This window comes from Perlucidibaca sp. (assembly GCF_057084925.1).
Window position 1 is genome coordinate 42,163 of the sequence record NZ_JBXMRC010000029.1, and the last position, 20,296, is coordinate 62,458.

General features: G+C 57.7%; 21 protein-coding genes. 17 read left to right on the forward strand and 4 right to left on the reverse strand.

The features are described from left to right. The first annotated feature begins 55 nt into the window (after window positions 1–55). Entirely contained in the window at window positions 56–253 is a 198-nt protein-coding gene (locus tag AC14IB_RS09710; protein WP_484231681.1) for a hypothetical protein, read from the forward strand. On the opposite strand, the gene AC14IB_RS09715 is transcribed toward AC14IB_RS09710, so the two are convergent. Together AC14IB_RS09715 and rpsT are read right to left on the reverse strand one after the other, a co-directional pair. Beyond that, entirely contained in the window at window positions 241–957 is a 717-nt protein-coding gene (locus tag AC14IB_RS09715) for a helix-turn-helix domain-containing protein (RefSeq protein ID WP_484231682.1), read from the reverse strand. The two genes, AC14IB_RS09710 and AC14IB_RS09715, sit on opposite strands and share 13 nt — an antisense overlap. A gap of 132 nt (window positions 958–1,089) precedes the next feature. Continuing rightward, window positions 1,090–1,353, reverse strand: a complete 264-nt coding sequence (rpsT, locus tag AC14IB_RS09720; RefSeq protein ID WP_068861012.1) for a 30S ribosomal protein S20 — start codon at window positions 1,351–1,353, stop codon at window positions 1,090–1,092. A gap of 165 nt (window positions 1,354–1,518) precedes the next feature. Here rpsT and murJ point away from each other — a divergent pair, with 165 nt between their 5' ends. The 11 genes from murJ to AC14IB_RS09775 all read left to right on the forward strand — a co-directional run bounded on the left by murJ (window position 1,519) and on the right by AC14IB_RS09775 (window position 12,411). Beyond that, window positions 1,519–3,078 (forward strand): murein biosynthesis integral membrane protein MurJ, encoded by a 1,560-nt coding sequence (gene murJ, locus AC14IB_RS09725; protein ID WP_484231683.1) that lies wholly within the window; start codon window positions 1,519–1,521, stop codon window positions 3,076–3,078. A gap of 58 nt (window positions 3,079–3,136) precedes the next feature. After that, window positions 3,137–4,084: a bifunctional riboflavin kinase/FAD synthetase gene (ribF, locus tag AC14IB_RS09730; RefSeq protein WP_484231684.1), complete on the forward strand. Its 948-nt coding sequence runs from the start codon at window positions 3,137–3,139 to the stop codon at window positions 4,082–4,084. Continuing rightward, window positions 4,065–6,917 (forward strand): isoleucine--tRNA ligase, encoded by a 2,853-nt coding sequence (gene ileS / locus AC14IB_RS09735; RefSeq protein WP_484231685.1) that lies wholly within the window; start codon window positions 4,065–4,067, stop codon window positions 6,915–6,917. The genes ribF and ileS overlap by 20 nt, the downstream gene beginning before the upstream one ends. Then, a complete protein-coding gene (gene lspA / locus AC14IB_RS09740; protein WP_484231686.1) occupies window positions 6,910–7,437 on the forward strand; it encodes a signal peptidase II in 528 nt (175 codons plus the stop codon). The genes ileS and lspA overlap by 8 nt, the downstream gene beginning before the upstream one ends. After that, on the forward strand, window positions 7,434–7,886 hold the full coding sequence (locus tag AC14IB_RS09745; RefSeq protein ID WP_484231687.1) for an FKBP-type peptidyl-prolyl cis-trans isomerase: 453 nt from the start codon (window positions 7,434–7,436) through the stop codon (window positions 7,884–7,886). Before lspA ends, AC14IB_RS09745 begins: the two co-directional genes overlap by 4 nt. Window positions 7,887–7,904: 18 nt before the next feature. Then, on the forward strand, window positions 7,905–8,855 hold the full coding sequence (ispH, locus tag AC14IB_RS09750) for a 4-hydroxy-3-methylbut-2-enyl diphosphate reductase (RefSeq protein WP_484231688.1): 951 nt from the start codon (window positions 7,905–7,907) through the stop codon (window positions 8,853–8,855). Window positions 8,856–8,955: 100 nt separating this feature from the next. Beyond that, window positions 8,956–9,456, forward strand: coding sequence for a hypothetical protein (locus tag AC14IB_RS09755; protein WP_484231689.1), 501 nt, complete (start codon window positions 8,956–8,958; stop codon window positions 9,454–9,456). Continuing rightward, window positions 9,453–10,211 carry a PilW family protein gene (locus AC14IB_RS09760; protein WP_484231690.1) on the forward strand — a complete coding sequence of 253 codons (759 nt, stop codon included), beginning with the start codon at window positions 9,453–9,455 and terminating at the stop codon, window positions 10,209–10,211. Before AC14IB_RS09755 ends, AC14IB_RS09760 begins: the two co-directional genes overlap by 4 nt. Beyond that, entirely contained in the window at window positions 10,204–10,740 is a 537-nt protein-coding gene (locus tag AC14IB_RS09765) for a hypothetical protein (protein WP_484231691.1), read from the forward strand. The genes AC14IB_RS09760 and AC14IB_RS09765 overlap by 8 nt, the downstream gene beginning before the upstream one ends. A gap of 44 nt (window positions 10,741–10,784) precedes the next feature. Continuing rightward, complete coding sequence (locus AC14IB_RS09770; RefSeq protein WP_484231692.1) at window positions 10,785–11,306, forward strand: GspH/FimT family protein; 522 nt, start codon at window positions 10,785–10,787, stop codon at window positions 11,304–11,306. Window positions 11,307–11,331: 25 nt separating this feature from the next. After that, window positions 11,332–12,411 (forward strand): NAD(P)/FAD-dependent oxidoreductase, encoded by a 1,080-nt coding sequence (locus tag AC14IB_RS09775; RefSeq protein WP_484231693.1) that lies wholly within the window; start codon window positions 11,332–11,334, stop codon window positions 12,409–12,411. Here the strand turns inward: AC14IB_RS09775 and AC14IB_RS09780 are convergent. Then, window positions 12,408–12,665: a PP0621 family protein gene (locus AC14IB_RS09780; protein WP_484231694.1), complete on the reverse strand. Its 258-nt coding sequence runs from the start codon at window positions 12,663–12,665 to the stop codon at window positions 12,408–12,410. The genes AC14IB_RS09775 and AC14IB_RS09780 overlap by 4 nt on opposite strands. Window positions 12,666–12,736: 71 nt before the next feature. On the opposite strand from AC14IB_RS09780, the gene AC14IB_RS09785 reads away from it, so the two are divergent. Beyond that, window positions 12,737–14,362: an NAD+ synthase gene (locus AC14IB_RS09785; RefSeq protein WP_484231695.1), complete on the forward strand. Its 1,626-nt coding sequence runs from the start codon at window positions 12,737–12,739 to the stop codon at window positions 14,360–14,362. 77 nt (window positions 14,363–14,439) lie between these two features. After that, on the forward strand, window positions 14,440–17,118 hold the full coding sequence (locus AC14IB_RS09790; protein WP_484231696.1) for a hypothetical protein: 2,679 nt from the start codon (window positions 14,440–14,442) through the stop codon (window positions 17,116–17,118). Here the strand turns inward: AC14IB_RS09790 and AC14IB_RS09795 are convergent. Continuing rightward, complete coding sequence (locus AC14IB_RS09795; protein WP_484231697.1) at window positions 17,097–17,840, reverse strand: outer membrane protein assembly factor BamD; 744 nt, start codon at window positions 17,838–17,840, stop codon at window positions 17,097–17,099. The genes AC14IB_RS09790 and AC14IB_RS09795 overlap by 22 nt on opposite strands. A gap of 84 nt (window positions 17,841–17,924) precedes the next feature. Between AC14IB_RS09795 and rluD the strand changes: the two genes are divergently transcribed. From rluD to AC14IB_RS09810, 3 genes are read left to right on the forward strand one after another with little or no spacing between them, the layout of a single operon-like run. Further along, window positions 17,925–18,884 carry a 23S rRNA pseudouridine(1911/1915/1917) synthase RluD gene (rluD, locus tag AC14IB_RS09800; RefSeq protein ID WP_068861043.1) on the forward strand — a complete coding sequence of 320 codons (960 nt, stop codon included), beginning with the start codon at window positions 17,925–17,927 and terminating at the stop codon, window positions 18,882–18,884. A gap of 39 nt (window positions 18,885–18,923) precedes the next feature. Then, window positions 18,924–19,715, forward strand: coding sequence for a peptidoglycan editing factor PgeF (gene pgeF / locus AC14IB_RS09805; RefSeq protein WP_484231698.1), 792 nt, complete (start codon window positions 18,924–18,926; stop codon window positions 19,713–19,715). Further along, window positions 19,712–20,281, forward strand: a complete 570-nt coding sequence (locus tag AC14IB_RS09810) for a flavodoxin family protein (RefSeq protein WP_484231699.1) — start codon at window positions 19,712–19,714, stop codon at window positions 20,279–20,281. Before pgeF ends, AC14IB_RS09810 begins: the two co-directional genes overlap by 4 nt. Window positions 20,282–20,296: the final 15 nt, after the last annotated feature.

Consider the following 20,296-nt stretch of genomic DNA (forward strand, 5'->3'; position numbering starts at 1 on the left):
GCCAAGCCAGCAGAGTGGTGTCATAGCCTCATCAGTCATGATGAGGAGAAAGGCCATGTTGATGGAGTTATTGGGAACCTGGAGTGGGGTTTTATCGTTTGTCGTTATTGTGCTGTCGGCAGTGGGTATTCCACTGGGGGTGATGTGGGCCTTGATGCGTCAATACAAAGGACCCATTGAGTTAGCGCATGAGCCTCAGGTACCTGATCACGTGCAGCATTCGGCCTGGCGTAATCAGCGTTACGAGCATTGAACCTGAAGGCGTGCGTTGAGTCCGGGCAGGTCTTTCAGCGTGATCTGGCGGCCTGCCACGGTAATCAGGTTGTCGTCTTGTAGTTTGTGCAGGGTACGGCTCAGCGTCTCTAGGGCTTGGCCGAGATAATTGGCTAAGTCTTCTCGCGTCATGGTCAGGCGCAGCACCTGAGCAGAAAGACGATGCCTTGCCTGCCGCGCTGACCAGCTCAACAAAAAGCTCAGCACGCGCTCTTCAGCACTGCTTTGGCTGAGCATGTGCATGCGTTGGTAGTCGGCGCGAATCTCATTGCTCATGATTTGAAAAAGATGGCTTTGCAGTTCCGGTAGTTGCTGCGACAGTCTGCTCATGGCATTTACCGGCAGTTCACATAGCCCTGTCTTTTCGGTGGCGATGGCGGTGCTCGCGCAATGCGATTGCGCCAAATTATCCAAACCGATGACCTCGCCCGGCAAATAAAAACCGGTGATCTGCGTTGATCCATCCGCCTGCGTCATAACCGTTTTCAAAGCGCCGGATTGAACGGCGTATATCGCACGGGCGCTATCACCTTGGCGGTAGACGCTCTCGCCTTTGCTAAGCAGATTTTGTGAGTTGATCAAGCTGCTTAGCTGTTCCAGCGCTCCTGCTTCAAAGCTGGGCGGGAAGCACACCTTGTGCAGTCCGCATTCAATGCAGTGGGATGATGGCGAGGTAAGAGACATAAGTCGTATTTCCACCACTAGGATTTTCCAGAAGCATATCAGCAGGCATAAAAAAACCGGTCACGAGGACCGGTTTTTTATCCACACGCTTTTCGTCCGCAAAGAGCCAGTCAGGCGCAGCGAACGCAGAGCTTAGGCGAGGGCCTTGATCTGAGCGTTCAGACGGCTCTTATGACGAGCAGCCTTGTTCTTGTGGATGATGCCCTTGTCGGCGATACGGTCGATGACCGGAACAGCAACAGTGTAGGCAGCTTGCGCTACGGCCTTGTCGCCGGCGGCGATGGCGTTCACGACTTTCTTGATGTAAGTACGCACCATGGAGCGCAGGCTCGCATTGTGCAGGCGCTGCTTGTCGTTTTGACGAGCGCGCTTCTTGGCTTGTGCAGAGTTGGCCACAGGGCGACTCCTAAATAAATCGGTGAATAAAGTGTCTCAAATATGCGGGTTTGCATATCTAAAATCAGGCGCGCAATGATGCCGATCCCATCGCACTAAGTCAACTACTCTGGTGGCGATACTGGGGCGGCTGGGCTAACATCACGCCGCGCATCAGGAGTCGTCATGTCTAACCCACCATTGCAGTCTACCAACAGCCGCTTGTGGCGCTCGACCTTTATTGTCAGTGCAATGACGCTACTGTCGCGTATTGCGGGCTTGGTGCGAGACATGGTGTTCATGAATTTGTTCGGTGCCGGCAAGCTCATGGATGCCTTTTTGGTGGCCTTTAAGATTCCTAATTTTTTGCGACGATTATTTGCAGAGGGTGCTTTTTCGCAGGCGTTTGTGCCGGTACTGACAGACGTTAGGGCGCAGCGCGGCGAGGCTGCTGTGCGGCAGCTCATTGATCATGTTGCCGGTTCGCTAACCATCATTATTGGTAGCTTAACCGCCGTTGCCATTGTCTTTTCACCGGCCATTATTTTCATCTTTGCCCCCGGCTTCCGCGAGGACACGGTGCGCTTTGATCTCGCCGCCGACATGTTGCGCATCACCTTTCCTTATTTACTGCTCATTTCGCTCACGGCTTTCGCTGGCGGCATTCTGAATACCTACGGCCGCTTTGGTGCGTCCAGCTTTACGCCGGTATTAATGAATCTGACCATGATTGGCTGCGCTGTGTGGCTGGCTCCCTTATTAACAACACCCATCATGGCCCTAGCTTGGGGCGTGCTGATTGCCGGTATCGTTCAGCTCGGCTTTCAATGGTTTCCGCTACGTCAAATCAATCTGGTGCCGCGCTTCAAGCCGGACTTTAAAGACCCGGACGTGAAGCGAATTCTGACACTCATGCTGCCCGCCATGTTTGGCGTGTCGGTGAGTCAGATTAACCTTTTGCTAGATACGATTTTGGCGTCCTTTCTGGTGGCCGGCTCGGTGTCTTGGCTGTATACCGCCGAGCGTCTCACCGAACTGCCACTGGGGTTAATTGGTATTGCGGTGGCTACGGTAATTTTGCCCACGTTGTCGACTAAGCATTCGGAAAGGTCAGATGCAGAGTTTCGCAGCACGATTGATTGGGCGTTGAAGGTGATTTTCATGGTGGGCGTGCCAGCCTCACTGGCTATGGGTATTCTGGCAGAGCCCTTAATGGCGGCACTTTTTCATCATGGCCAATTTGATCGGGTCGATGTTGTGAAGTCTGCGATGGCGTTGCAAGCGCTCTCCGGCGGCATTCTCGCCTTCATGTTGGTGAAGGTCTTTGCCCCAGCGTTTTATGCTCGCCAGGACGTGAAGACCCCGGTGCGCATCGGCATTATTGCGATGGTGGCTAACATGGTGTTCAACCTCATGTTGGTCTGGCATTTAGAGCATGTAGGTTTGTCGCTGGCCAGTACGTTGTCGGCCTTCTTAAACGCCGGGCTGCTTTATAAAGGCCTGCATGAAAAGGGCATTTATCGTTTTGAGCGGCATTGGATAAAATTAGCCCTGCGTTTTGCTTTGGCGAATGCCGTCATGGTTGGCGTACTGTTGGCCATCACCCCCGATAGTCTCTGGTGGCTGGATAATCCGGGTTGGTCGCGTGTGGGCTGGGTCTTGCTGATTTGTGTCGGTGGTGCCGCGAGTTATGGTCTGGCGTTGTTGGCTGTGGGATTCCGGCCACATGAGCTGCGCCATCACTGATGCGCATCCTTTATACTGCGCTGCTTTTTCACGCTGACGCCTTAACGAGTTTGCCCTCATGCAGCTAATTCGCGGACTGCACAATTTGCGCCCCGAGCATCGGGGCAATGCCGTGACCATAGGTAACTTTGATGGCGTGCACCACGGCCATCAAGCCATGGTAGCGGCGTTGAAGCAGCGCGCTGATGCTTTGGGTGTGCCTGCGTTGGTGATGTGTTTCGAGCCGCAACCCCAGGAATTTTTTGCTGAGTCAGCCGGTCGTGATGCGCCCGCGCGCTTAATGACGTGGCGCGACAAGGTTGAGGCGCTGGCTGAGGCCGGTGCCGATCGGGTGTTGTTGGTGCGTTTTAATGCGCGTTTTCGTGCCTATACCGCTAACGGTTTTATTGATGAGCTGTTGGTGTCGGCCTTGGGCGCGCGCCATGTGCTGGTTGGCGATGACTTTCGCTTCGGTTGTGATCGCAGCGGTGATCACGCCTTGCTTACCGCCCGTGGCCAGCAGCAGGGCTTTACGGTCGGGCAGATGCCGACGGTGACGGTGGCCGATGAACGCGTCAGCAGCACGCGTCTGCGCGCAGCAGTGGCTGCGGCTGACTTTGCCCTGGCCGAGGCGCTGACCGGCCGCCCGTTTGCCGTCGCCGGTCATGTTGTGCATGGCGACAAGCTTGGCCGTACGCTGGGCCTGCCCACGGCGAACCTGCTCATGCACCGGCAGGTTCTGCCCCTGCGCGGCGTTTTTGCAGTTGAGGTTTTTGGGGCCGATGCTGCTGCGCCAGAAAAAGCGTATCCGGGTGTGGCCAATGTCGGTTCGCGACCGACCGTGCAGGGCGTGCAGGCGCGCTGCGAAAGCTTTTTACTGAATTTCAGCGGTGATCTTTACGGTCGTCGCTTGCGGGTGGTGTTTCGCCACAAGCTGCGTGATGAACAGCGTTTTCCGTCTCTGGATGCGCTGAAAACGGCTATCGAGGCAGATGTTGCCGCAGGCCATGACTACTTTGCGGTGTAACGAGCGCTTTATGGATTACAAGAACACGCTGAACCTGCCGGAAACCGACTTTGCCATGAAGGCCAGCCTGGCCACGCGCGAACCGGCGCGCGTCGAGGCCTGGCGCGAAAAGCAGCTGTACGCGCAGATTCGTGCTGCGCGAGCCGGCGCACCGAAGTTCATCTTGCATGACGGCCCGCCCTACGCCAACGGCGACATCCATATCGGTCACGCCGTGAACAAGATTCTGAAAGACATCATCGTGAAAGCGAAAACGATGAGCGGCTTTGATGCGCCCTATGTGCCGGGCTGGGATTGTCACGGCCTGCCCATCGAGCTGAATGTCGAAAAGCAGGTCGGCAAGCCCGGCGTGAAGGTCAGTGCTAAAGAGTTTCGCGAGAAGTGCCGTGAGTACGCGGCCTCGCAGGTGACACGTCAGTCCGTTGATTTCCAGCGCTTAGGTGTTCTGGGCGATTGGGATAACCCGTACCTGACCATGAATTACACGCAGGAAGCCGACATCATTCGTGTGCTCGGCCAGATCGCAGGCAATGGACATCTGCACAAGGGTTTGAAGCCAGTGCATTGGTGCATGGACTGTGCGTCGGCACTGGCAGAAGCGGAGGTCGAGTATCAGGACAAGACCTCGGCGGCGATTGATGTGGGCTTTGCTGTGGTTGATGCCGGTGATTTTTCCACACGCGTTGGCGTGAATGTGCCGACGGCCGAACTGGTGATCTGGACCACGACGCCGTGGACGCTGCCGGCTAACCAGGCCGTATCGCTGCATCCCGAGCTGGCTTATGTCGTTGTGCGTGTGACAGTGGCTGGCGGCGTGCGTCACCTCGTGCTTGCCGAGTCGCTGTGGGAAGCCGCTGTCGCTCGCTATGAAGGCAGCGATGCCGTGGTGCTGGCGACATTTGCCGGCCAGACCCTGGAAGGTCTGCAGCTGCAGCATCCGTTCTACGCGCGCGTGGTGCCGGTGATTGTTGGTGAGCATGTCACGGCCGATGCCGGTACCGGCGCTGTGCATACCGCGCCTGGTCACGGTCAGGACGACTTTGTCATTGGCCGCCAGTATGGCCTGCCGGTGGATAATCCGGTCGATGGCAATGGCGTTTTCCTGCCCAGCACGCCGCGTTTTGCTGGCCTGCACGTGAACAAGGCCAACGAGGCCATTCTCGATGCCTTGCGCGAACCGCGCGCCGACGGCTCCTTCGCGCTGCTCTGCTACAAGAAGTTCCAGCACAGCTATCCGCATTGCTGGCGCCACAAGACACCGATCATCTTCCGCGCCACGCCGCAGTGGTTTATCAGCATGACCCAGAACGGTCTGCGTGATAGCGCGCTGTCGGCCATCAAGCAGGTGCAATGGCTGCCAGACTGGGGTCAGGCGCGTATCGAAGGCATGGTCGCCGGCCGCCCGGACTGGTGCATTTCGCGTCAGCGTACCTGGGGTGTGCCGATTACCTTGTTCGTGCATAAAGAGAGCGGCGAGCTGCATCCGCGCACGGCCGAGCTGATCGAGCAGGTGGCGCTGCGCGTCGAGGCCGAGGGCATCGAGGCGTGGTTCTCGCTGGCAGCCAATGAGCTGCTGGGCGCTGAGGCGGAGCAGTACGACAAGGTCACCGACACGCTCGATGTCTGGTTCGATTCCGGCGTCACCCATGCCTGCGTGCTCAAGCGTTTCGACGGCTTGCAGTATCCGGCGGACCTTTATCTGGAAGGTTCGGACCAGCATCGCGGTTGGTTCCAGTCATCGCTGCTCACGGCGGTCGCTGCCAATGGTTCGGCCCCGTTCAAGACCGTGCTCACGCATGGCTTCACGGTCGATGGCCAGGGTCGCAAGATGTCGAAGTCGGTGGGCAATGTCGTCGCGCCGCAAAAGGTCATGCAGACGCTGGGCGCCGACATCATCCGTCTTTGGGTCTCGGCCACCGATTACCGTGGCGAGATGTCGGTCAGCGACGAAATCCTCACGCGCATGTCCGACAGCTATCGTCGCATCCGCAACACGCTACGCTTCCTGCTCTCGAACCTGAACGGTTTCGATCCGGTGCGCGATGCCGTCCCCGCCGACCAAATGCTGGCGCTGGATCGCTGGGTGGTGGATGCCGCTGCGCGTCTGCAGGATGACATCCGCGTGGCCTACGATGATCTGCAGTTCCACCAGATCTATCACAAGCTGCACAACTTCTGCGTGGTCGAGCTCGGTGGCTTTTACCTCGACATCATCAAGGATCGCCAGTACACCACGCAGGCGCAGTCGTTAGCGCGTCGTTCGGTACAGACCGCGCTCTGGCACATCGCCGAAGCATTCGTGCGCTGGGCCGCGCCCATCCTCAGCTTCACCGCCGAGGAAATCTGGGAAGTGCTGCCGGGCGAGCGCGTTGGTTCGGTCTTTCTCGCTGAGTGGTACACGGGTCTGGCGCGTCTGCCCGAAGATCAGCCGCTGCTCACGCGTGATTACTGGACGCAGGTGCTGGCGGTGAAGTCAGCCGTGAACAAGCAGATTGAAGAAGCGCGCAATCGCAAGGAAGTCGGCTCGGGGTTGTCGGCCGAGGTCGAACTCTTTGTCAGCCCAGCACTGCGTGAATTGCTGACGCCACTGGGCGATGAGCTGCGCTTCGTTTTGATCACCTCGGCGGCCCGCCTGCGCGCGGGTGAAGAGGCCGGTGGCAGCGAAACCGATGTAGAGGGCTTGCGCGTGGCGGTATTGGCGTCAGCGCACAGCAAGTGCGCGCGCTGCTGGCATTACCGTGCCGACGTAGGTAGCCATGCAGATCATCCCGATATTTGTGCCCGCTGCGTCGTTAACGTGGCCGGAAAAGGCGAGGAGCGAAGTTATGCGTAACGACTCAGTACTACAACGTGTCGGGCGTCAGCTGGTGGCGGCCCCGTGGGGTTGGTTGTGGATTGCCGTCGCGATTTTTATTGCCGACTATTTCACTAAAGTCTGGGCGAGCGAGTCCTTGGTTTATGGTTGGCCGCGGTATGTACAGCCGTGGCTCAATTGGACGCTGGCGCACAATACCGGCGCGGCATTCAGTTTTCTGCATGATGCGGGTGGTTGGCAGCGCTGGTTTTTCGTGGCAGTGGGCGTCATCGTCAGCATCTGTTTGTTGGTCTGGTTGCAACGCCTGCCTGCCGGTTCGCGTTGGTTGCCGGTGGCGATTGTGCTGCTGCTAGGCGGTGCCTGGGGCAATCTCTACGACCGAGCCTTGCAGGGTTATGTTGTCGATTTCATTCATGTGCACTGGGCAGGCAGGAATTTCCCGGCGTTTAATATCGCGGATATTGGGATTTCAATTGGGGCCACCATGCTAATCATCGACAGTTTGTTTTTAGAAGCACGCCGCGAGCATAAGTCATGAGTGCCGTCGGTCCGGGCAAGCGCGTGTGCTTGCATTTTTCGGTGGCGCTGAGCTCTGGCGAACAGCTCGATAGTACGCACGAGCGCAATGATCCGCCCACGATGGTGTTTGGTGATGGCAGCTTACTGCCAGCCTTCGAGGCAGCCATTGAGGGCATGCAGGCGGGTGAGCAAGGTCGGTTTGTCATTAAAAATGGCTTTGGTGAGTGGAACGAAGACAGTGTTCAGCACTTTCCCCGCCACCAGTTTGGCGAGCAGCTGCTTGAGCCGGGCATGGTCATGCATTTTGCCGATGCTAGTGGTGCCGAGTTGCCGGGCATCATCAAAGATCTGCCAGAAGGGATAGTGGTGGTGGACTTTAACCACCCCTTGGCTGGGCGTGAGCTCGTTTTTAGCGTGGATATCCTGCGGGTCATGGATGCCGACGCTACCGCTGTGACATTGAATTAAGCGAGACAGGAGCCGGTCATGGACATCAAACTTGCTAATCCACGTGGCTTCTGTGCCGGCGTCGATCGCGCGATCGAAATTGTCAATCGCGCACTGGAAGTGTTCGGCCGCCCCATCTATGTCCGCCACGAAGTCGTGCATAACAAATTTGTCGTGGATGACCTGCGCAATCGCGGCGCCGTATTTGTTGATGAGCTGGATCAAGTGCCCGACGATGCCATTGTGATTTTCTCGGCGCACGGCGTGTCCAAGACGGTACAAAGCGAAGCTGCTGCGCGGGGCCTGAAGGTGTTTGATGCGACTTGCCCATTGGTCACCAAGGTGCATATGGAAGTTGCACGTTATGCCCGTAGCGGTACCGAAGCCATTCTGATTGGTCATCAAGGCCATCCGGAAGTGGAAGGCACCATGGGGCAGTATGAGCGTCACTATGGTGGCGATATCTACCTCGTGGAAGATGAGGCCGATGTGGCCAAGCTGGTGGTGCGTAATCCTGAGAACCTCGCCTTTGTCACCCAGACCACGCTGTCGGTTGATGACACCGCACGCGTTATCGATGCCCTGCGCGCCAAGTTTCCGGCCATTCAGGGACCTCGCAAAGATGATATTTGCTACGCCACGCAAAATCGTCAGGACGCCGTGAAAACGCTGGCGGAGCAGTGCCAAGTTGTACTGGTGGTGGGCTCGCCGAACTCGTCAAACTCTAATCGTTTGCGCGAATTGGCGGAGCGTATCGGCGCTCAGTCTTACTTGATCGACAATGCTGAGCAAATCGAAAAAAGCTGGCTGCAGGATGTGAAGGCCGTTGGCGTCACCGCTGGTGCTTCAGCCCCGGAAGTGCTGATCGCGCAAGTGATTCAGCGCCTCAGCGATTGGGGCGGCAATGTGCCAGAGGAGCTGGCAGGTCGTCCTGAACACATTGTTTTCTCCATGCCAAAAGAGCTGCGGATTCCCGTTAAAGCGGTTTAAGTCTTCGCCGTTGGTCGTGCCGGTCATCAGCGGAGGTCGCGAATAGCGCATTGCTGATCTAGCCTTTGTGACAGACAGGATGTCTGTGGCGGAGGCGAACATGACGGGCAGGGATCAGCGCGGTATGGGCTTGGCCGAGGCTTTAGTGGCCTTGGCACTGTTAGCGGTAGCCTTAAATGGGCTGCTGGCGGCGCAATGGCAAGCTAGGCAACTACAACAATCGGCGGCGACGCGGCTGTTGGCGCTGCAAGCCATACAAGACTTTGCTGCACGCTGGCGCCTGAATCCTCGCGGCGAATCCCATTACCGTCTAGCCCTTGCCCAGCCCTTACCCCATCCCACAAAGGTAGATGCCTGCGAGTCGCAAGCCTGCGATGCCGAGGCGAGAGCCTTAGCCGATGTGGGCGCACTGGCCCTGCAGTTACGCCGGGATCTGCCCCGCGTGCAATGGCATTTGCAGCCCTGTCTGGATGCGCCAGGTAGCTGCTTGCTGGTGGCATGGTCTGGCACAGAAGCCAGTGCCGGCCCGGAGGGGGGCTGCCTGGATGCGAGCGGCGTACGCCTAGCGCAGGCGCATTGTTCGGTTTTGCTGCTGCCATGAAGTCACAAACAGGCGTGGCATTGGCCGAGTGGCTGTTGGCCAGCGTGATCGGGATCATCCTCATGATGGCGGCTGTGGCGTGGTTAAGCAGCAGCTGGCAGCTCGCGTTAGCACAACGACAAGCACTGCAAACGGCTAATGCCGGGCAATGGGCGCTGCAACGGCTTCGTCAACGGGCCGAATGGGCGGGGTTCGGTGGGGTACACCCGCTGGCGCTAGATAATGCGCGGTTGAGTGCGTGGCTCAGTGACAATAACCGGGGCTTGGGTAAACCGCTCAGCGATCAGCTGACGCTGCAATTTCTCGCGGATCGTGCGGTGCTGGATTGTGAAGGCACTCGCGTCTTGTCAGGCCAAGTGCTTGTTGAGCGTTATTTTGTCCGAGCCGATAGCAGTACTTCTGGCTGGGTATTGGCCTGCGATGCGGGGCAGTGCGATGCCAATACCTGCTCGCGCTTAGGCGATTCCGGCATCGCGCTGTTGGCCGATGTTGATAGCTTTCAGGTGCTTTATGGCCTTGCGCCCAGCGACACTTTGGCGGGCGCTTATATTGACGCCTCGGCCTTAAGGTCGATGTCGCCAGCGACGCGCGTGCGTAGCTTAAGGATTGGCCTTTTCTTGCGTGGCAGTGAGCTGTTACCACGCAAACGCCGTTGGCAGCCTCCTGCCGATTGGTTAGGCATCAGTCTGGGGAGCATCACCGATGCACGCGCGCATCGCGCCCTGAGCCAAACGCTGGAGCTGCCCAATGGCTAAGCATGCAGGTGCTCAGCAGGGTTATGTGTTGTGGAGCCTACTGGTCATGCTCGGTGTCATGACGGAGTTGGCGATCACGAGCTTGAAGGTGGCGGCCCACGAAGGCATAGGCGTGCGCCTCACCGAGCAGCGTTTTCAACAATCTCAATGGCTGGCTCTCTTGGCGCATCAATTAGAGCGTTTGCCTGTGCCATCGCGCACAGATGCGGATAAGCAGCAAATCTGGCATCCCTTGCGTGCGTCACCCAGTCAAGGATGTGGGCGGATGGAGCGCGCGTTGTTGACCCAAGAGCGGCAAAATTGCACCGCGATTCATCAGCCGCTGCTGTCAGCAGTGCATGAACCCGCAACATGGCAGTGGCGATTAAGCGTCCAGCCGAATCACGAGGCTGAACTTCAGGAAGGTACTGATCTCGCGGCCTTTCCCATGCTAAAAGCGCAAGCTTGGCAGCTTGAGCTGATCTCGGGGAACCGCTCTGGCACATCCCCACAAGGGCTCTGGTTACGTTATGAGCAGGTATCACCATGAGGGCAGGCAAAATAAAGCAGAGTGGCGCGTTGCTCGCGGAGTACATGCTTGTGCTCGCGTTAAGCGCATTCATGCTCGTGCTGGCGATGAGTAGTTGGTCGAGCTGGCAGCAAGCCAGCACGGCTCGCCAACTCGGTGTGCAATGGCAATTGGCGCTGATGCGTTTGCGCCAGCGAGCACTGACGGATGCGCGGGCGTGGACTCTGTGCACCAGTGCCGACGGCAAGGTTTGTCAAAGCATATGGAGTGCGTCTTGGCTGGCCTTCGCCGATACCAACGGAGACAACCAACGGCAGCCGGACGAGCCCCGTATGGTTTTCGGGCCGCCCATTCCGCTGAATTGGCGCATAGTCTGGAGAGGATTTAGACCCAGTACGGGCATCGTCTGGTCGGAATGGGGCGATGCTGCGTTATCCAATGGCACATTGACCCTCTGTGCCCCAAAAGCGCAGGATTCCACGCTGCGTCAGTGGATAATCAGTAAGTCGGGTCGAGTGCGATTAGTCATGCCGGCCAGCTCCGCCAGTACGCTCAGTGCGGCGCGCGCCATTTGTGCGGAAATATAGTGGATGGGTGCTTAGGTTTTATGACATGCGTGTGATCGTAGTGGGTGGCGGAATAAATGGTTTGCTCAGCACGCGACTGCTAGCCGCTGCGGGCGTTGACGTGACGCTGCTGGAGCGCGGAAGCATAGGCCAGGAAGCGTCTTGGGCCGGTGGCGGCATCGTGTCGCCTCTGTATCCTTGGCGTTATCCACCAGCGGTCACTGCTCTGGCGCGATGGGCGCAGGCAGCGTATCCCGCATTAACTCAGGCACTCCTAGATGAAACCGGACTGGATGCTGAGTTCACACGCAGCGGCTTGCTCTTTCTGGATACCTTGGATGCACGCGACGCACAGGCTTGGGCGCAGCAGCAGGGTGTTGCCTGTGACCTGTTGCAGACAAATGCCCTGCATCGGCGTTGGCCTGGGCTAGCGGGCGATGTTGAGCATGGGGTCTATTTGCCTGACGTAGCGCAGGTACGAAACCCACGATTGCTAAAGGCCTTACGTGCCGCTTTGGTTGGCCAGCAACGAGTCACACTGCGGGAGCAAGCAGAAGTGGTTCGGGTGGCGAGCCAGCCGAAACCGCGGGTGGTGTTAGCCCATGGCGACAAGCTGGAGGCTGATGCCGTGGTACTCACGGGCGGCGCGTGGACGCAACACTTGCTGCGTGACATAGGTTTGACTCTGCCGATTCGCCCTATAAAGGGCCAGATGCAGCTGTATCAGCTTGCGCCGGGTGCGTTGAAAACCATGATATTGCGGAAAGGTCATTACGTGATTCCTCGCCGTGATGGCCTCGTGCTGTGTGGCTCGACGTTGGAAGATACGGGCTTCGAAAAGTCCATTACGGAGACGGCGCATGCCACCTTGCGAGCCGCCGCGCTGAGCTTGTGGCCTGCACTGGCGCAGGCGCCGTGTGTGGCGCAGTGGGCCGGTTTACGTCCGGCTTCTCCCAATGGCATTCCGTTTATTGGCGAAGTGCCCAGTCATCCCGGTGTGTGGGTGAACGCGGGGCAGTTTCGCAATGGTCTCGTGCTGGCACCAGCGTCCGCGCAATTACTGTGCGATCAGCTGTTGAGGAGGGCCGGCACTTTAGATGCCGCCCCCTACCAAATACTGCCTTAATCCTGAGGTGGGTTTTCGCGGAAATAACGGTCGCGGTGTGCTTCGCAACAAAAGACTTTGCCGCGCGATTGTGTGCTCTCGCCCACGGGGATATGGACCTGGCAATAGGCACATGCCAGCATCGCTTCCGGCGACTTTTCTGTAGTTGGGGAGGTGGGTGGGAGAGACGCCTGCTTGTCGAGCAGTTTCCTCACTAAGCGATAGCCGTACCACGCAATGGCTGCAAAAAGTAAAAAACGAATCAACATAGCCATCAGTGTTTCCTTCAGCTTGAACCTGTCCTCGTCTATCCTAGGCAACTTCGACACGACTGCAAACTAAAATCATGCCTTTACGCATTGCACTAGCTCAGCTCAACCTCTTAGTCGGTGATATTCCCGGCAATACCGGGCATTTAATTCAAGCGGCAGAACGGGCACGCGACCAAGACGGCGCGGATGTCATTGTCTTTCCCGAGCTCAGCCTGACAGGTTACCCGCCGGAAGATTTACTTCTACGCCCCAGCCTCGCGGTTCGCGTTGAGCAAGCGCTGGCGCAGCTCAGTGCGGTGCGCGGCATCACACTCGTTTTTGGTCTGCCGGAATCGCATGGGGATGGTCTGCGCAATGCCGCTTGGGCGCTACGCGATGGCGTTGTGCTGGCACGTTATGCCAAGCAGCAGTTGCCGAATAATCAGGTGTTCGATGAGCGCCGCTATTTTGTTCCCGGTCACGATGCCGTGGTGTTTGAGCAAAATGGTCTGCGTTTGGCACTGACTATTTGCGAAGATATTTGGCATGCGGGCCCTGCTCGTGCGGCTCAGGCGGCAGGCGCAGACTTGATCTTGAACTTGAATGCTTCGCCATTTCACGCCGGCAAGGCCAGTGAACGGCAGCGCGTGGTTGCTCAGCGCTGTCAGGAAACGGCCCTGCCAGTGGTGTATTGCAATCTCGTGGGGGGGCAAGACGAGCTCATTTTTGATGGCGGCTCGTTTGTGTTGCAAGCCGATGGCACAGCCGCGTTACAGGCGCCGTGGTTCGAAGTAGGCCTCTATTGTGTCGATTTCGATACCCATACGCGGCGTTTCTTACCAGCGGCTCAGGCCGCCATGCCGTCACTGGAAGCCTCCGTCTATCAGGCCTTGGTGTTGGCCGTTCGGGACTACACCCACAAGTGCGGATTCAAAGGCATTGTGCTGGGGCTGTCAGGTGGCATTGATTCGGCGCTAACGCTGGCGGTCGCGGTGGATGCGCTGGGTGCCGATCGTGTGCGTGCGGTCATGATGCCTTATCGCTACACGGCTCAGATCAGCCTGGATGATGCCGAAGAAGAGGCCAAGACACTGGGCGTACATTATTCCGTGCTGAGTATTGCGCCTATGGTGGAAGCATTCAGTGCGACTTTGGCGGATACATTCTCGGGCATGGCCGTCGATAAGACTGAAGAGAATTTGCAGGCCCGCTCGCGCGGTGTGCTGCTCATGGCTATCTCCAACAAACTCGGTTATTTGGTGCTGACCACCGGCAACAAATCCGAGATGTCGGTGGGCTATGCCACGCTCTATGGCGATATGGCCGGTGGTTTCGATGTGCTTAAAGATGTGCCCAAGACGCTGGTCTTCAAGCTCTGCGAATGGCGTAACGCGCAGTCGCCAGAGCATCCACCGATTCCGCAGCGCGTGATTGACCGGCCGCCGTCAGCGGAGCTCGCTCCCGATCAAAAAGACGAAGATTCGCTGCCGCCGTACCCGGTGCTCGACGAGATTTTACGTCGTTACGTGGAGTGCGATGAGAGTGCCGAAGTCATCATTGCCGCTGGCTTCGAGCGCGAGACGGTACTGCGTGTGCTCAGGCTGGTAGACATCAACGAATACAAGCGTCGGCAAGCCGCAACTGGCCCGCGCATCACTCAGCGCGGCTTCGGCAAAGATCGCCGCTACCCGATCGTGAATGGTTGGAAAATCGGCGTCTAAAAATACGGTAGTGCCGTCGCGAAAGCGCGCAGCGTGGTCTAGCCTTATAGGGAACTAAGCCTCAGGGAGGAGGCCGCGTGTCCTTGTTTTTCGTGTGGCTCTTTTTATTGCTGCAGTGGTCTGCTGTTCAAGCGGCGGAGCCTGTCTCGCGCTATGAAAGCGCTGTGATACCGGCACATAAACTCTGGCTGAGCATTGATACAGCGAGCTCAAGTGCATCCGGCGATACCCAGTGGTTGCGCGAACAATTGGATGTGCTTCAAGCGGCTCTGAGTAGTCCTTGGCAGGCTCAGCGCCCACTGCCTGCTGAAGGCGTCGTTTTAGGGGCGATAGCCGTCACTCAGGCCGATGCGCCTGCCGAGCTTTTACACCCCAGTGTCGGCCTTGAGGCAAAAGTTCTCTGGCCTCGCCAACAGCTCAGTCGCACAGTGCGCTTGCGGCGAAATGTGCAGGCATCGGCCAGCGACACAGTGATCTGGCCCATTGCCCAGCCACATCGACTGGCTTTGCAATGGCCACACCCCGAGCCGCCTGTTGCGCTGGTTGCGCTTAGCTTAGATCTGCCATTGGCCCAAGTGCCCTCTCAGTGGCCGAGCTTCTGGTTGGAATTTGCAGATGGCACTTCCTCTGCGCTGGCGGCTCCAGAGAGTATCAACAGCGTCAGCGGTCCCATCGCTCGTTTTCATTTGCAGGACGCTGTGCAGGCGTGGCAACACAATGGACACTCTAACGATTGGCCGCAGCCTCCGTGGGTACTCCGCTGGCAGGCGAACACCCCTTCACAACAAGGCGTATGGGCGGCTTGGCAACCCACAACACCGGCTGTTGTCGCCATGACCTGGGACGAACCCAGTGCATCGCGAACCGGGCGTGAGCAGCTCGTACGCAGGCTGAATAGCTTGCTGCCCGGCGAGGGTGTGCAGTTGCCTGCCGATGCGTCAACCCTGAACGAAAAATCTCAGTTGCTGCTGAACGCGAGTACGGGTTGCGAACGAGGCAGCCTGTTGTCGCTGGCCCCTAACCGCCCCGTTAGTGCCGAAGCCTTTGCGCGCTGGCGGGATCAGAGCTTGGTGTTACCCGCCGTGGTGGTGCGGCAAAAATTACGGCACGCAAGCACCGGGCTTATTGGTGTGGACAGACAGTTGGAGCAGGCCGTTCCGGGGCGTCGAGCTTGGTTGGGTGGGCCTCAAATGCAGTTGTGCAGTACCGTAGAACAGTGTGAGCGGATGCCACTAGCACCGGCGCAATTCGTATCGCTGCCATCGGAACGTTGGTTGACGGATGCCAATCCACATCAGGCCTTAGTGGCACTGCAGGATCAGTGGTCCAGCTTCAAGGCATTGCACGCTGATTGGCAAGGATTGGCAGAGCCTCCGCCGGTTATCTCGCTACGGGGCAGCAGTCTGTACATAGATGCCGGCGCGAGTGCAGCGATGCCAACGGGGCGGACGGGTCTGCTCCTTTGGCTCAGTAGTGATGGCAGTGTTCAAGCTCAAGAGGCTAATACGGGATCGTGGATGTGGGCATGGCGGCCTCGCGAAAGTGCCTCTCGCTGGGCGGAGCTTATGAGAGATGACGGCCAAACTATTCCGCTGACGGATGCAATGTATGCGACGACGCACAATCACTGGGCGCATTGGCCAACAGTTTCTGATGCGACATTCGAAGATGGCCTGGACGCACTCGGTCAGCGATGGCTATATGGTCTCGTGGATCAGCAATGGGTGGTATTGAATTTAGCGCAGCCGCAACAGCCAAGGTCAGGGTTTTTACCGTTGCTGAACGGCAACACGCCACCACACAGAGCCCAACAACTGCGCTGGGGCAGCTTGAGTGTGTTACCGCTAAGGCTCAGTGAGGGTCAGCAATACCCGCTCATCTTGCTCAGCGCAGCAACGACACACGCGTCATCTCAACTTATGTTAATCGATGGCCGAAATGGCAGCGTGCTTTGGCAGGCAAGCTCCAGTCAGAACGCTCTATTGTCGGCACCGTGGCGTGCAGCTTGGCAAAGTTTACCTACTCAAGATGGCGCTTTATTGGCTTATGGCGTTGATGAGGTGGGCAATGTGTGGCGTTTGCGAATAGCCCCTTTTCCGACTGATGTGGCAGCGCTACAGGTGAGCTTAAATCGTATTGCTGATTTTTCTGACAGTCGGGTTTTGTTTACGCATGCGCCCTCACTGACGTGGCTACGAGATAGCCGTGGCCTGCGGGTTCCGGCGCTGGCGCTGTCGGCTGTGGCGACGCTTGACGAGGCATTACGTCGTCCTGCAGCTGTTTTTGCCTTCCTCGATACGCTGGCCTTGGATGCTGCTAGTGCGAGTGGATCAGCCCTGACCAAGCCCCATTTGACTCAGTGGATTAACGGCTTACAGCCACCCCCGCATACCGTGGGCTGGTTTCGTGAGCTTTCCCCGTTAGAGCAAATTGCCCAACCTGCGCGTTGGTTGGCTGAGCAAGTGGTATTGGCTAGTGAGCAGCCTGCTCAGTCAACTAGCCTTTGCCCTGAATGGGCTTGGCGAACCCGGCTCTATCGCTGGCCTTGGCGAGGCGAGAAAAATGGTGTGGTAACCCTAGCGGCAACTGCGGAGCTGCCCGTGTCCGGCTTGCCAGTGGGCGAGGCCTATGTAACGGAGGCGGGAGCGATGGGCTGGTTGGGCGTGCCCGCTGGCGATAGTGCGTCAAGCCGTGTGTCAGTGCCTGTGGGCTATCGCCAGCGGGTCAAACAACGTCAGTTGCGTGCAGATGACTGAGTGTTAGCGGCGAGCAACTCTTGGGTTTGCTGTGCCAGCTCTTTCATGCCCAAGGCATCGTAGCTGGAGGCCAAGAGCTTCAGCGCTTCAGGAACCGCGCTACTTTCGGGATAGTTTTCAACGACCCAACGGGCACGATTGATTACGGCAACTAGCGCACCACGGGTTTGGTAGTAACGCGCCACATGCATTTCAGACTCAGCTAATTGATTGCGTAAATAGATCATGCGTTGACGCGCATCAGCCACGTAGGGGCTGCTGGGGTAGCGCGTAATCAGTTGACGGAAGTCATCGAAAGCAATCTTGGCCTGCCCCAGATCGCGGTGCGACATGTTGATGGGGAGGCGCTTCAGTAAGCCATCTTGATCGGCGTTGTAGTTCGCCAGGCCGCGTAAATACAGCACGTAGTCAAGGCGCGAAGATTCTGGGTGTAGGCGCAAATAACGATCTGCTGCAGCAATGGCGGCGCTGTAATCGGTTTGCATCAACTTGCCGTAGATGACTTCAAGCTGTGCTTGTTCCGTGTAGTTGCCGACCGGATATTGCGACTCCAGTGCTTCATAGGCTGTGACCGCGCCGGTGTAGTTGCCGGACTTCAGCGAGGCGTTGGCTTCTTGGTAGTACTGTGCTTCGGACTTCACAGTGACTTTTGGGGTCACTGCGCAACCAGCCAAGGCTACGGGAATAGCGATAATTAACGAGCGTGCAAGCAGCATTTTCATGGATTCATCCAACAGTGAGCACCGAGCGTGGTGCGCGAGTACAATATCGCCTATTAAACACTAGCTCGACGAGCCCGCCAAACCATGTCTGAAGCGATTTCCCTGCACGCCATCGTCACCCCTGAGTTAGCCGGTAGTCGGCTAGACCAAGCGGCGGCCCAATTATTTCCGGCGTATTCCCGTGAAAGACTGAAACAATGGATACAAGAAGGCACCTTAACGCTGGATGGACAGCAGGCTAAGCCAAAAGAAAAAGTCATGGGCGGCGAGACGTTGAACGTCGCCGTGATTCTAGAAGATGAAACGATTGCGCTGGCTGAAAACATTCCCCTAGACATTATTCATGAAGACGATCAGCTCATCGTGCTGAATAAGCCAGCAGGTCTGGTGGTGCATCCTGGCGCAGGGAACTCACAGGGCACACTGATGAACGCGCTCTTGCATCATGAGCCGCTGTTATCGCAGCTGCCGCGTGCGGGCATTGTGCATCGTCTAGATCGCGATACCACCGGATTGATGGTCGTTGCCAAAACCCTCACGGCGCATACCAGTTTGGTGGCGCAGCTCTCAGATAAACGCGTTTATCGCGAATACGAGGCCGTTAGCTACGGCAACATGACCGCCGGCGGCACGGTTGAAGCTCCGATTGATCGTCATCCGCATGATCGCGTGAAAATGGCGGTCGTGCCCGGTGGGCGACCTGCGGTGACGCATTACCGAATTTTGCAGCGCTTCCCTAATCACACGCATGTGCGCGTACAACTCGAAACGGGTCGTACGCACCAGATTCGTGTGCACTTGGCGCACATTGGCTATCCGCTGGTGGGTGATCCGGTATATGCCCGTCTGCGCTTCCCTAAGGGAGCCAGTGCGGAGCTCAATGAAAAGCTCAAGACCTTCACCCGTCAGGCCCTGCATGCCCGCCGTCTCGGTCTGGTGCATCCAGGCACCGGCGAAAGCTGCCTGTGGGAATGTGAGTTACCTGCCGACTTTGTATCTTTGCTGGATGCCATTAAGGCAGATGCCCAGCCCGCCACGCTGTAAACCCCCATCGAGTTCCTGTCGCGATTCGGAGATCGTGTTATGGCCGACGCCACCGTGTTGACGCACTGCCTTCACCCAGATTGGCCAGCGCCTGCCCATGTGCATGCGCTGGTAACCACTCGCCTGGGGGGGTGTAGCACTGCACCTTTTGACAGTCTGAACCTCGGCGACCATGTCGGCGATGACCCTCAGTGTGTTGCGGCAAACCGACAAACACTGGCGCGGGCATTGAATCAGCTGGCACCTGCTGAGGCGCCGCAATGGTTAAAGCAAGTGCATGGGGTGCGGGTCATTACGCCGTCTGCTCATGCATCAGAGCGCGAGGTGCAAATACTGGAAGCAGACGCCGCCACCACGACAGACCTAGCAGTCCCACTGACGGTGATGACAGCAGATTGCCTGCCGGTTTTTTTTACCGATAAAGAAGGCTCGCGCGTAGCCGTTGCACATGCGGGCTGGCGCGGTTTGTGCGATGGTGTTTTGGAAAAGACGGTGGCAGAGTTTGCTGATGCTCAGCACGTCATGGCGTGGTTGGGCCCTGCTATTGGACCCTTAGCGTTTGAAGTGGGCGACGAGGTGCGGTCTGCCTTCATCGCCATAGACGCGCAGGCTGCTCAGGCCTTTACGCCGGTTCTGCAAAAGCCAGGGCACTGGCTGGCGGACTTATATGTGCTGGCTAGGCAACGCCTAGCGCGTGTGGGTGTAACCCAAGTGAGTGGTGGCACGCACTGCACGTGGACGGAGTCTGCGTCATTTTTTTCGTATCGTCGCGAGGGCCGCACCGGACGCATGGCCAGCGTGATTTGGATGTCCCCTAAGAGGCCAGCATGACGCAATTGCGTAAGACTCAAATGGTGGTGCTCTACCACAGCGGATACGGCCATACCGAACAGGTGGCACAGCATATTGTGAAAGGCGCTGAGTCGGTGGCGGACATCAGCACCGTGCTCATGTCTGTGGCAAACATTGATTGGTCTGTATTGGCGCAAGCCGATGCCATGATTTTTGGCGCACCCACTTACATGGGCAGTGTCTCCGCCGCCTTTAAGCAATTCATGGATGACTCATCCAAGGTTTGGTTCCAACTGGGTTGGCAAGATAAATTAGCGGCTGGCTTTACCAATTCCGGCGCGCTCAGTGGCGATAAACAAGTGGCGCTGCAACAACTGCAAACCTTTGCTGCGCAACACGGCATGCATTGGCTGAGCTTTCCCCTGCAGCCCACGGGTACAGGGCCGCAGGATTTAAACCGTTTGGGCGCGAATGGCGGCCTAATGACACAGTCAGATAACGAGTCCGCGGCCATTACGCCGCCCTCCGGTGACCGACTCACGGCAGAGCATTTTGGCCGGCATATTGCCCAGTGCACGCAGCGCTGGGTTCGGGGCGCGCACTAACGCCCCTTGTTTTTT

Bases quoted from the DNA above. Each gene is read 5' to 3' on its own strand.
- AC14IB_RS09710 (WP_484231681.1), top strand. From the start codon at position 56: ATGTTGATGGAGTTATTGGGAACCTGGAGTGGGGTTTTATCGTTTGTC.
- AC14IB_RS09715 (WP_484231682.1), bottom strand. From the start codon at position 957: ATGTCTCTTACCTCGCCATCATCCCACTGCATTGAATGCGGACTGCAC.
- murJ (WP_484231683.1), top strand. From the start codon at position 1,519: ATGTCTAACCCACCATTGCAGTCTACCAACAGCCGCTTGTGGCGCTCG.
- ribF (WP_484231684.1), top strand. From the start codon at position 3,137: ATGCAGCTAATTCGCGGACTGCACAATTTGCGCCCCGAGCATCGGGGC.
- ileS (WP_484231685.1), top strand. From the start codon at position 4,065: ATGACTACTTTGCGGTGTAACGAGCGCTTTATGGATTACAAGAACACG.
- lspA (WP_484231686.1), top strand. From the start codon at position 6,910: ATGCGTAACGACTCAGTACTACAACGTGTCGGGCGTCAGCTGGTGGCG.
- AC14IB_RS09745 (WP_484231687.1), top strand. From the start codon at position 7,434: ATGAGTGCCGTCGGTCCGGGCAAGCGCGTGTGCTTGCATTTTTCGGTG.
- ispH (WP_484231688.1), top strand. From the start codon at position 7,905: ATGGACATCAAACTTGCTAATCCACGTGGCTTCTGTGCCGGCGTCGAT.
- AC14IB_RS09755 (WP_484231689.1), top strand. From the start codon at position 8,956: ATGACGGGCAGGGATCAGCGCGGTATGGGCTTGGCCGAGGCTTTAGTG.
- AC14IB_RS09760 (WP_484231690.1), top strand. From the start codon at position 9,453: ATGAAGTCACAAACAGGCGTGGCATTGGCCGAGTGGCTGTTGGCCAGC.
- AC14IB_RS09765 (WP_484231691.1), top strand. From the start codon at position 10,204: ATGGCTAAGCATGCAGGTGCTCAGCAGGGTTATGTGTTGTGGAGCCTA.
- AC14IB_RS09770 (WP_484231692.1), top strand. From the start codon at position 10,785: ATGCTTGTGCTCGCGTTAAGCGCATTCATGCTCGTGCTGGCGATGAGT.
- AC14IB_RS09775 (WP_484231693.1), top strand. From the start codon at position 11,332: ATGCGTGTGATCGTAGTGGGTGGCGGAATAAATGGTTTGCTCAGCACG.
- AC14IB_RS09780 (WP_484231694.1), bottom strand. From the start codon at position 12,665: ATGGCTATGTTGATTCGTTTTTTACTTTTTGCAGCCATTGCGTGGTAC.
- AC14IB_RS09785 (WP_484231695.1), top strand. From the start codon at position 12,737: ATGCCTTTACGCATTGCACTAGCTCAGCTCAACCTCTTAGTCGGTGAT.
- AC14IB_RS09795 (WP_484231697.1), bottom strand. From the start codon at position 17,840: ATGAAAATGCTGCTTGCACGCTCGTTAATTATCGCTATTCCCGTAGCC.
- rluD (WP_068861043.1), top strand. From the start codon at position 17,925: ATGTCTGAAGCGATTTCCCTGCACGCCATCGTCACCCCTGAGTTAGCC.
- pgeF (WP_484231698.1), top strand. From the start codon at position 18,924: ATGGCCGACGCCACCGTGTTGACGCACTGCCTTCACCCAGATTGGCCA.
- AC14IB_RS09810 (WP_484231699.1), top strand. From the start codon at position 19,712: ATGACGCAATTGCGTAAGACTCAAATGGTGGTGCTCTACCACAGCGGA.